The organism is Candidatus Methylomirabilota bacterium, from assembly GCA_027293415.1.
GTDB lineage: Bacteria > Methylomirabilota > Methylomirabilia > Methylomirabilales > CSP1-5 > CSP1-5.
This window is the reverse complement of sequence record JAPUFX010000146.1, coordinates 1-10,329: the sequence shown is the minus strand read 5'-3', so window position 1 is coordinate 10,329 and position 10,329 is coordinate 1. Positions and strand designations below refer to the sequence as shown.

At 54.5% G+C, this 10,329-nt stretch carries 10 protein-coding genes; all 10 read left to right on the top strand.

What is annotated here, in order from left to right; translation table 11 throughout:
* On the top strand, positions 1-156 hold a 156-nt coding region (locus O6929_10755), incomplete at its 5' end, for a phosphomannomutase (GenBank protein ID MCZ6480865.1).
* A 10-nt stretch (positions 157-166) separates the two neighbouring features.
* Positions 167-541: a phosphomannose isomerase type II C-terminal cupin domain gene (locus O6929_10750; protein ID MCZ6480864.1), complete on the top strand. Its 375-nt coding sequence runs from the start codon at positions 167-169 to the stop codon at positions 539-541.
* A 78-nt stretch (positions 542-619) separates the two neighbouring features.
* A complete protein-coding gene (locus O6929_10745; protein MCZ6480863.1) occupies positions 620-1,735 on the top strand; it encodes a mannose-1-phosphate guanylyltransferase in 1,116 nt (371 codons plus the stop codon).
* Positions 1,736-1,785: 50 nt separating this feature from the next.
* Positions 1,786-3,129, top strand: a complete 1,344-nt coding sequence (locus tag O6929_10740; protein ID MCZ6480862.1) for a UDP-glucose/GDP-mannose dehydrogenase family protein — start codon at positions 1,786-1,788, stop codon at positions 3,127-3,129.
* Between the two features lie 38 nt (positions 3,130-3,167).
* Positions 3,168-4,133 (top strand): NAD-dependent epimerase/dehydratase family protein, encoded by a 966-nt coding sequence (locus O6929_10735; GenBank protein ID MCZ6480861.1) that lies wholly within the window; start codon positions 3,168-3,170, stop codon positions 4,131-4,133.
* 59 nt (positions 4,134-4,192) lie between these two features.
* Positions 4,193-4,774 (top strand): SIS domain-containing protein, encoded by a 582-nt coding sequence (locus O6929_10730; protein MCZ6480860.1) that lies wholly within the window; start codon positions 4,193-4,195, stop codon positions 4,772-4,774.
* A 22-nt stretch (positions 4,775-4,796) separates the two neighbouring features.
* On the top strand, positions 4,797-5,906 hold the full coding sequence (locus O6929_10725; GenBank protein ID MCZ6480859.1) for a DegT/DnrJ/EryC1/StrS family aminotransferase: 1,110 nt from the start codon (positions 4,797-4,799) through the stop codon (positions 5,904-5,906).
* Between the two features lie 381 nt (positions 5,907-6,287).
* Positions 6,288-7,244, top strand: coding sequence for a KpsF/GutQ family sugar-phosphate isomerase (locus tag O6929_10720; GenBank protein MCZ6480858.1), 957 nt, complete (start codon positions 6,288-6,290; stop codon positions 7,242-7,244).
* An 84-nt stretch (positions 7,245-7,328) separates the two neighbouring features.
* On the top strand, positions 7,329-9,176 hold the full coding sequence (locus O6929_10715; protein ID MCZ6480857.1) for an ABC transporter ATP-binding protein: 1,848 nt from the start codon (positions 7,329-7,331) through the stop codon (positions 9,174-9,176).
* 174 nt (positions 9,177-9,350) lie between these two features.
* Positions 9,351-10,166 (top strand): methyltransferase domain-containing protein, encoded by an 816-nt coding sequence (locus O6929_10710; protein ID MCZ6480856.1) that lies wholly within the window; start codon positions 9,351-9,353, stop codon positions 10,164-10,166.
* Positions 10,167-10,329 lie beyond the last annotated feature (163 nt).

Genomic DNA, 10,329 nt, shown 5'->3' with positions numbered 1-10,329 from the left:
GGGAAGAACGGATGGGGGCTGATTCGCGCGAGCAACACCGAACCCGCATTGATCCTTCGCTTTGAAGCCTCTTCGCAGGAAAGGATGCAACGGCTACGGTCCTTTCTGGAAAATCAATTAACCACAGTCCAGAGGGATCTGGGCGTGATCTCTTGAGAAGAGGGCGATGTCATCGCAGCTAGTGGAAGAGCGTCCCTGGGGTAGATGGACTGTTTTAAACGAAGGAATAGGGTATAAGGTGAAACTTATCGAGGTGTGGCCTGGACATCGCCTCAGCCTGCAATTTCACCATCACCGGAGCGAGCACTGGGTTGTTGTCTCCGGACGAGCGCGGGTCATCGTGGGAGAACAGGTACTGGAACTTGGTCCCCTCGAATCTTTTGTAATCCCAGTGGGGACTGTTCACCGATTGGAAAACCCGTGGTCGGTCCCCCTCGCGATAGTTGAGGTACAAATAGGCGAGCTGCTTAGCGAAGAAGATATCGTTCGCCTTGAGGACGACTACAAGCGTGCAGACACGCGAGTGATTAGTGAGGAGTAATCGGTGGTTGGTGATTGGTGATGCCTAAGGCCCAGCACCTAACACCTGAAACCGGGCTCCATGAACTGTACAAACCCAATGAATCCAACAAACCCAACTAACCCAATGAACCACGATGTATACGCGGTCATCATGGCTGGAGGCTCGGGGGAACGGTTTTGGCCTCTGAGTACGCCAGACTGCCCCAAGCAGTTTTTACGCCTCCTGGGCGGGACAAGTCTGCTCCGGAAAACAGTAGACCGAATTAAATCCCTGATTCCCATCGACCGCCAGTTCGTGGTTGCCGGCCAGCAGCATGCCGCCCTGGTTCAAGAAGAGTTGTCGGATCTTCCTCGAGAGAATCTCATATGCGAGCCCGTGGGCAGAAACACGGCCGCCTGCATCGGGTTTGCCTCTCTGTTCATCGAACGTCGGGACCCTGATGCGGTTGTCGTGATTCTCCCCGCCGATCACCATATCCCGAATGCATCTGCATTTCTGGGTTCGCTAGAGATGGCCGTCCGGGCTGCCAAGGAGAGGGACGGAATTGTTACCATAGGGGTGAAACCCGATCGCCCGGAGACGGGATACGGATATATGCGAATTGGGCCCGAGATCGGCGGCGGCATCCATGCGGTCCTCGAGTTCCGCGAGAAGCCCGATGAGGAGACGGCCGAACGCTATCTGGAAGCAGGGAATTACTTCTGGAATGCAGGGATCTTTGTGATGCATAATCGAACCATCCAGCAGTTGATGAGAACTCATCTGCCGGACCACTGGTCAAAGCTAGAGCGGATTCGCTCTGTTCTGGAAGCCCCAGAGTACGGGAACCTCCTTGCGGAGATTTATCCAACCTTTGAAAAGATATCCATGGATCACGGGGTGCTGGAGAAGGCCGATAGCACCTATATGGTCCACGGACGATTCGAGTGGGATGATCTGGGGTCGTGGACTGCTTTGGACCGTGTCTTTGCCAAGGATGAAGAGGACAATGTGGTCATCGGCCGGCACGTGGGCGTGGATACCTCGAATTGCATTATCTACGGACGCGAAGGTAAGGTCGTTGCCACGATAGGACTACAGGATCTGATCATTGCGGAGACAGAGCATGGCCTCCTGATCTGTCCGAAGTCTCGAGCACAAGACATTCGGAATCTGCTTGCAGCGATGTCGTCCTCCCTAACGAAAGAAAGAGAAGGAAAGAAAGACAGATAGTAGGAAATCGCGCGGGGCAAACCGGGAAGGGGATACCTGGAGAGATAACTATGGAAGTCTGCGTCGTCGGTGTTGGCTACGTGGGGCTCGTTACCGCGGCTTGCTTTGCCCATATAGGGAATACGGTCGTCGGCGTTGATGACGACCGAGAGAAGGTGCAGATGCTCCTTCAAGGCGAGGTCCCGATCTACGAGCCATTTTTGGATCAAGTGATTGCCCAAGCAGTCAACGAAGGGCGACTCACGTTCACGGAGAAAATCGAGGATGGAGTCCGATCATGCCAGATCATATTTATCTGCGTGGGCACTCCTCCTCTTGAACATGGAGAGGCCGATCTCTCCTCTGTTGAAACTGTCGTGCGACGTATTGCTGAGGTCGCCGAAGGCCATAAACTCATTGTCGAGAAAAGTACCGTTCCCGTCCAAACCGGATTTTGGGTTGATAGGACGCTACAGGTTTATGGCCAGAAGGGAACCGCTGAGTATGATATTGCCTCGAACCCTGAGTTTTTGCGGGAAGGGTCAGCGGTGGAAGACTTCCTCCATCCTGATCGCATCGTGATCGGCGTGGAAAGACCGAAGGCAGAACAGCTCCTTCGCACTTTGTATGATCCCGTGATCCGAGGCACCTTTTCTTGTCCCATCCATCAGAAGTGCCCTCAGGCTGGTAACGTGCCATTCTTGGTAACTAACATGGCCAGCGCCGAAATTATCAAGCACGCATCAAACTCTTTCCTGGCGACAAAAATTTCTTTTATCAATCTCATTGCTGCTTTGTGTGAAAAAGTTGGGGCGGATGTTTCGAAGGTAGCGGAAGGAATGGGTCTGGACCCGCGAATTGGACGAGCCTTTCTCAATGCGGGAATTGGCTTTGGAGGATTTTGTCTGCCAAAGGATCTTCAGGCCTTTGTCCGCATTGGTGAGAAACATGGGTGTGATCTCAGGCTTCTCAAAGAAGTGGAACGCATCAATGAAGACCAGATCAACGTCTTCATCGAGAAATTGCGGGATCGCCTTTGGATTATCCGCGGGAAGACCATCGCTGTTCTGGGACTTTCCTTTAAGCCAAATACGGATGATATTCGATTTTCACCGGCCCTTGAGGTCATTGGAAAACTCTTGAAGGAAGGGGCAAGAGTCAAGGCCTACGACCCGAAGGCAATGGCAAAGGTGCAACAGGTTTTGCCGTCGGTAGAGTTTTGTAGCGATCCCTATGACGCCCTTGATGGTGCAGACGCGGCCGCGATCGTCACAGAATGGGATGAATTCAAACGCCTTGATCTTTCGCGTATCAAACAGCTGATGCGGCGGCCCCTGATCGTGGATGGGCGCAATATCTTCGATCCGAAGGGAATGAGTTCCCTCGGCATTGAGTATTGCGGGATAGGACGCTGAGGTTTCTGGACCCTCAACGTCATTTGACAACCAAGATTATGGTGAAGGTTCTGGTTACAGGTGGGGCGGGATTTATCGGATCGCATGTCGTTGATGCGTATATCGAGGCAGGTCACCAGGTGGTGGTGGTTGATAACCTTGAGACCGGATCGAGGAATCACGTAAATCCGGATGCACGGTTTTATGAGGTAGATATATTAGATTCGTCTCTTGAAGCGATTGTTTCCAAAGAAAGACCCACGGTGTTGAATCATCATGCCGCGCAGGCAAGTATTAGCCGATCCGTCGCCGATCCGGTCCACGATGCACGCATCAATATTTTGGGGAGTCTCCACCTCTTGGAGCTTGCCCGAAAATACGGGATTCCTAATTTCATTTTTGCCTCAAGCGGAGGGGCTGTATACGGTCATCAGAAATGGTATCCGGCCACTGAGGATCACCCCCAGAAACCCATAAATGCGTATGGCATCGCCAAACTAGCAGTGGAGAAATATCTCGAGTGTTACTGGGTGACACACCAGATCCGCTCTGTGTCTTTGCGGTACGGGAATGTATATGGTCCTCGGCAGAATCCTCATGGAGAAGCGGGGGTCGTGGCGATCTTCGTCGGGGCATTGCTTCAAGGGAGGCATCCCGTCATCTATGGTGATGGACATCAGACGCGAGATTTCGTACATGTCCGAGACGTCGTCCGATCGAATATTCTTGCTCTGGATTTACTTCTTCGAGGTGGGGATGCCTTTCAGGGAGAACCGTCAACATTTAACATTGGAACGGGAAGGGAGACAAGTGTTGTCGAAATATTAAATCACCTTGCGACCATTATCGGGTGCTCGAAAGAGGGTCAGTTTGAAGCGCCGAAAGAGGGAGAGATACGTAGAAGTGTCTTAGATATTGGGCGAGCACGTAAGGTCCTCAGCTGGGAACCGGGCTTGAGTCTTGAGGAGGGCCTTCGAGAAACCGCAGCATGGTTTCAGGCCGAAAGTGTTCAGTTAAAGAAATAGGGCGTGAGCACCGGATAAACTATCCGCGGCTTCTTTCTCAAAAATGGAGGGCTCTCGCAATGGGGGAACCGATCCTCCAGTATTTTGAAAAGATCGCAACACTCTTTTCCGGCGTCCAGGTGACGGACTCCAAGAAGAGATCACTGGACTTTTCCGAAGGTCTTTCAGCTGGCATGGACATTATCCTCACCCAGACGTCGCTCGGGCGGAAGGTGATATTTATTGGAAACGGGGGGAGTGCGGCTATTGCGAGTCATCTAGCGGTGGACTATTGGAAGAATGGAGGCATGCGGGCGATTGCCTTTAACGACTCCTCGCTATTGACCTGCGTCAGCAACGACTTTGGGTACCCGCAGGTATTTGCGAAGCCCTTCGAGATGTTCGCCGATGCCGGGGATGTGCTGGTGGCAATCAGCAGCTCTGGCCGATCAGAAAATATCCTCTTGGCTGTCAATGTGGCAAAAGAGAAGGCTTGCAAAGTGATTACGATGGCGGGATTTTCTGCCGACACTCCGCTCCGCTTTGCGGGAGATCTGAATTTTTATGTCCCTTCAGACACCTATGGTCACGTCGAAATCGTGCATCTAGCCCTTTGCCACTGTATCCTAGACACGATCATCAGCCGTCAAGGGCGGGAATAGATATCACGAGACTCGAGGTCGCATGATTCCTCTCATCGATCTCAAAAGGCAAACGAGACAACTCGAGGGGGAGATTCAGCGCGCTATTGCTGAAATACTCGCCGACTGCCACTTCGTAAAGGGAACATCTATTGAGAAATTCGAGGAGGCCTTCGCCCGATATTGTGAAGTGGCTTATACCAGTGCCGTTTCCTCAGGAACTGCGGCCTTGCAGTTGGCCTTGCTCGCGGCTGGTGTTGGTGAGGGAGACGAGGTCGTCACCAGTCCCTACACATTTATCGCGACGGCGGAAGCGATTACCTGCGTCGGGGCAAAGCCCGTCTTTGTGGATATCTTGCCTGGCCCATTCACTCTCGATCCCGAAAAGATAGAGGAAGTCATCACCGAGAAGACAAAGGCTGTCATCCCGGTAGACCTGTACGGACAGTCGGCAGATCTTGAGGCCATAGAGCAAATTGCCCAAGTCCATCACCTGACGATAATTGAAGATGCCTGCCAGGCGACTGGGGCTGAGTACAAGGGACGTCGCCTTGGCAGCGTGAGTCACCTGACCTGCTTTAGCTTTTATCCCTCAAAGAATCTGGGGGCGTTGGGGGATGCCGGGGCGGTCGTTACCAAAGACCTCAAGGCAGTGGAGCAAATCCGGATACGCAGGGACCATGGTCAGACGGGTCCGTACATCCATGAAACAGAGGGATTGAACGCTCGAATGGACTCGATCCAAGCCGCGGTGCTCCTGGTGAAACTCCCGTACGTCGATGGATGGAACGCAACAAGAAGAAAGCATGCGCGGCAATACGACGAGCTTTTAAGGGATATCGAGCCGGTAACGACTCCACCAATCATGGAATATGCCAACTCGGTGTACGCACTGTACACCATCCGCGCTCAGGATCGGGATCGGCTTCAGGTGTACCTCCGCCAACGGGGAATCAGCACCGGTGTGTATTATCCCATTCCACTTCACTTGCAGCCGGCATATCAGTACCTCGGCTACAAGGAACACGATTTTCCTGTGACGGAGACAGCAGCCCGAGAGACGCTATCGCTCCCTATGTACCCGGAACTGAGCGAGGATGAAATCACCCGCGTCGCGGAAGGGATACGCGACTTTTGTCAGGGGAAAAAGTAAACTTGACTTAGGCTTGCGCCCACGGCCTGGAATCGGAGGTCTAGCCTGTGTTATTTACGAACCGGGGTCTTCATGAATAATGCGTCCCGCCGCTGCGGCGGGACGCAAGGCTAGCCCTGAGCGACGCCCCGCACGCGGGGCGGAGTCGAAGCCCGGAGGGCAGATTATTCACTCTATGTGAATAATCCGGGCTAGACCGACGTTCATCCGTGTCGTGCCGGAGTTGCATTAGAAGGCCAAGGCGGTCCCCGAAAATGTTGGGGCCGAGGCCAAGTCCCTGAGACTAGAAGGTTTATTGTGTGTGCTGGCGCCATTTCCAGTTGACTTTTCTCCCGCAAAACCCTAGGGTACGAGCCTGAAGCGAACAAAAGGAGAGACATGATGATCCTCGAGCGAGCACGGCGAGTCCTGGAGATTGAGGCTGGGGCAGTGGCAGCCCTTATTCCTCGACTAAACGATGACTTCGTCCGAGCCGTAGATATCCTCTACGAATGCCAGGGCCGCGTGGTGCTGACGGGGATGGGGAAGTCCGGATTTATCGCTAAGAAGCTCGCGGCCACATTGGCCAGTACAGGCACCCCAGCCCTATACGTACATCCAGCGGAAGGTGGTCATGGGGATCTCGGAATGATTGTCCGGGGGGACGTGGTTGTGGCAGTGTCCAACAGTGGCGGCACCACAGAGATTGTAGAGATGCTCCCCGCCCTAAAACGTTTCGGTGTCAAACTGATTGGGCTTGTCGGCAATCTGAACTCTACCCTGGCCAAAGAGAGCGATGTAGCGATCGATGTAAGTGTAGATGAAGAGGCCGGTCCATTGAATTTTGTCCCTACGGCGAGCACGACGGCTGCGCTAGCCATGGGGGATGCCTTAGCTTTGGCCCTCTTGGAGAAGCGGGGCTTTAAGGCGGAGCATCTTGCAGTGTTCCATCCGGGAGGGCAGCTCGGTCGCCGCCTCTTACGAGTGCGAGACCTCATGCACGTCGGCCCCGAATTGCCTATCGTCTCCGAAGACACGTTGATGCGAGATGCGATTTTGGAGATCAGTACGAAGCGCCTCGGAATGACGATGGTGGTCGATGCCGGAGGACGGCTTATAGGAGTGGTCACAGACGGTGATCTGCGACGAGGCCTTGAGAAGTACGCTAATCTCCTCGATCGGAAGGTCGGGGAGTGCATGACCCGTCATCCCAAGGTTCTCGACAGTGACGAACTAGGTGCGCGAGCTGTTCAGGTGATGGAGCAATATAAGATTACCTCTCTTCCCATTATCGATCCTGGGGGTCAGCCCGAAGGGGTGATCCACCTGCACGACCTCTTGCAAGCCGGGGTGATATGAAGCTCGGCGCCGCATCATCGTCCGATAGCCACGGAGCAGAAAGGGTATGGCGGCTGCACGCGGCCGCCACAGGGGTCATCGTCCATGCCTGAGTTCCTGCGCCTCTTGCGGTACGCCCTTCCCCACAAGGGGAAGTTGTGCCTCGCCATTCTCGCCATGTTGCTGGTAGCGATCCTGAGCGCGGTCTCCATTGGCACGATCCAGCCGGTCCTCGACCTGGTCCTCTCCCCAAAGGACGCCCCTTCTTTTATCAGCCTGCCGAAGGCGCTACAGAATCAGTTGGGCCCTCTGCTCAACAACCTTTCCTGGGTCCGCGAAGCGGATAAGCTCACGGTAGTGGCCGCCATTTGTGGGCTCCTGCTGCTTCTCATACTCGTAAAAGGCGTCCTGCTTTACATTCATAAGTACATGATGAGCTACGTCGCCGAGCACGTCATGATGGACGTCCGCAATGACCTCTATGCTGCTATCCACAGGCTTTCGCTGGGTTTCTTCAATCAGCGCTCCACCGGCGAGATCATGTCACGCCTCATGATGGACGTAAACCTCCTGGGGGAGACGGTTACCATTGCCTTCAGCCAAGCCCTTCGGGAGCCCTTCTACATCCTGAGCTTCGGCGCCCTGCTCCTTCTCCTCCAATGGCAGCTCGCTCTCCTCTGTCTCCTGGTCCTCCCTTTGCTCTTCATTCCGATCGCCAGATTCGGCAACAAGATCCGTCACCGGGGCTTGCTGGTCCAAGAGCGGTATGCCGAGCTCAACACCATCTTGCAGGAAGCCCTGACGGGTATCCGGATCGTGAAGGCATTTGTGGCGGAAGAGTACGAGCGGCTTCGCTTCGCCCGGAAGAACCAAGAGTCCTTCCGGGCCGCTATTCGGATCGCGCGGGTAACCGCGCTCTCCTGGCCCGTTCTCGAGGTCCTGGGGGGTATTGGAATCTTGGGGGTTGTGGTCTTTGGGAGCTATCTGGTCTTGCAACAGGTCCTGACCCTGGGTGGGTTCATGGTTTTCCTGGGTGCCCTGATCTCAATCTTCACACCGATCAAACGCCTGGGTGGTATGAACAACCATATCCAGCGGGGGATGGCAGGGGTAAAGCGAGTATTCGAGCTGATGGATATCCGGCCGGACCTCGTGGAGGCTCCTGATGCTGTTCCCCTGTCGCGGGTACAAGGGGCCGTTGCGTTCCGGGGTGTGTCTTTTGCTTACGACGGAAGCCGACCGGTCCTGGGGGATGTATCCTTCGAGGTTCGCGGGGGACAGCTGGTGGCCATCGTGGGGTCCAGCGGCGCCGGGAAGAGCACCCTGGTGGACCTCATCCCACGTTTTTATGACCCTACCGCCGGGCGCGTGGAAATTGACGGGACCGATGTGCGCCGCGTGACGTTCCGCTCCCTGCGGGAGCAGATCGGAATCGTCACGCAAGAGGTCATCCTCTTCGACGACACGGTCTACAACAACATCGTCTACGGCCAGGGGGGGGTCAGGTCGGACCGGGTTCAGGAGGCGGCGCGGATCGCACACGCGGCCGAGTTCATCGAACGGCTACCCCAAGGGTATGAGACCCGGATCGGCGAAAGGGGGGTGCGACTCTCAGGCGGAGAGAAGCAGCGTATCGCCATCGCCCGAGCCGTCCTCCGAGATCCACCGATCCTCATTTTGGACGAGGCCACGTCGGCCCTCGATGCAGAGTCAGAACGCCTAGTTCAGGATGCTTTGGACCGCCTCATGGAAGGACGAACCACTTTCGTCATCGCCCACCGCCTCTCAACCATCATCCGCGCCCACAGGGTCCTGGTCTTAGAACAAGGAAAGATCGTAGAAGCTGGTACCCACCAAGAGCTTCTGGATGCCCGGGGTGTGTACTGCCGACTCTATCATACGCAGTTTCAGGCGTTTGAGGAGGGTGTAACCGTCCTCGATAGAGGAGGCTAGCGGCATCCCTGGCAGTGGCTTTCCTTCTGTCACAACGCGATAATAACTGATTCCCAGCTGTTGGGGGTGTTCCGTTCTGAGCGGCCTTGTGCCTCCCTCCCAGGTGGAACCGGTGGCTGAGCCAGCATTCATACGAAGTTGTACACTCAATGCCGGTGGAAAAGGATATTGGTTTTGAGCGAAGAACCATGCTGCAAATCTGCTTCGGGTATCGGGATGAGGCTTACACTCTCCGGCCAAATTCTCAATTATTTTAATTCCGGCAAGCTGGATACAGACTCCCATGACTACAAAAGCTACATTGCCACGCATGCCAAACGGTATGGATTCTTGCTTGAGATGGTGGCAACAATCCGGAACGAACTGGGCCGATATCTCCCAACGATCACAATCCTGGATATTGGACCATCGTTCTTCACAGAATTGATGCGGGTAACCTTCACAGAAGACACTGTGGTCACGTTGGGATTCGATTCACCAGAGAGTCGCGGTGGACATTTCCCACAGGGGATATCGTTTGATCAGCACCGCCACCTTCATTTCAATTTGAACGATACTCAGTACCCTGAGCGATGGATCACAATTCCACCGGCAGATCTGGTCGTTATGGCAGAAGTCCTCGAACATCTATACACGGCTCCGACCCTTGTCCTTGAGTTCGTATATAGCCTTTTGAGTCCTGGTGGATTTTTGATTTTGCAAACACCGAATGCCGCGTCGCTGAAAAAGCGTCTTCGGCTTTTGGTTGGGCGACATCCCTATGAGATGATTCGAGAAAACGTAGAGAATCCAGGCCACTTCCGCGAGTACACAAAGAGCGAGCTGCTCGCAATTGCCCATTCCTGTGGATTTACTGTCCGAAGCTGCGAGATGTCGAACTATTTCTCCCACGACTCCTCCAAAGGACCAATTGAGCGGTTCCTCAGGAGACGTGGTCCTCCAAATCTGAGGCGTTACATTGCTTTAGTGTTGCAGAAACCAGGATTGTAGAAGGGGACTTGCTGTAAACATACGGTGCGACCTGGAGCGCGTGCATGAACATGCTGAGGTTAAGGAAATAATTCTGCTGCTCCACGCAAAAGGTTTGCGCAAATGTGGGCACAACGTTCAGTGAGTCCTGGATCCGATGAGCTCCGTTTTCCGATTCGGTGAC

Coding starts and splice junctions, on each gene's coding strand:
- O6929_10720 (MCZ6480858.1), top strand. CDS start 6,288: ATGATCCTCGAGCGAGCACGGCGAGTCCTGGAGATTGAGGCTGGGGCA.
- O6929_10735 (MCZ6480861.1), top strand. CDS start 3,168: ATGGTGAAGGTTCTGGTTACAGGTGGGGCGGGATTTATCGGATCGCAT.
- O6929_10725 (MCZ6480859.1), top strand. CDS start 4,797: ATGATTCCTCTCATCGATCTCAAAAGGCAAACGAGACAACTCGAGGGG.
- O6929_10740 (MCZ6480862.1), top strand. CDS start 1,786: ATGGAAGTCTGCGTCGTCGGTGTTGGCTACGTGGGGCTCGTTACCGCG.
- O6929_10750 (MCZ6480864.1), top strand. CDS start 167: ATGTCATCGCAGCTAGTGGAAGAGCGTCCCTGGGGTAGATGGACTGTT.
- O6929_10745 (MCZ6480863.1), top strand. CDS start 620: ATGAATCCAACAAACCCAACTAACCCAATGAACCACGATGTATACGCG.
- O6929_10730 (MCZ6480860.1), top strand. CDS start 4,193: ATGGGGGAACCGATCCTCCAGTATTTTGAAAAGATCGCAACACTCTTT.
- O6929_10715 (MCZ6480857.1), top strand. CDS start 7,329: ATGCCTGAGTTCCTGCGCCTCTTGCGGTACGCCCTTCCCCACAAGGGG.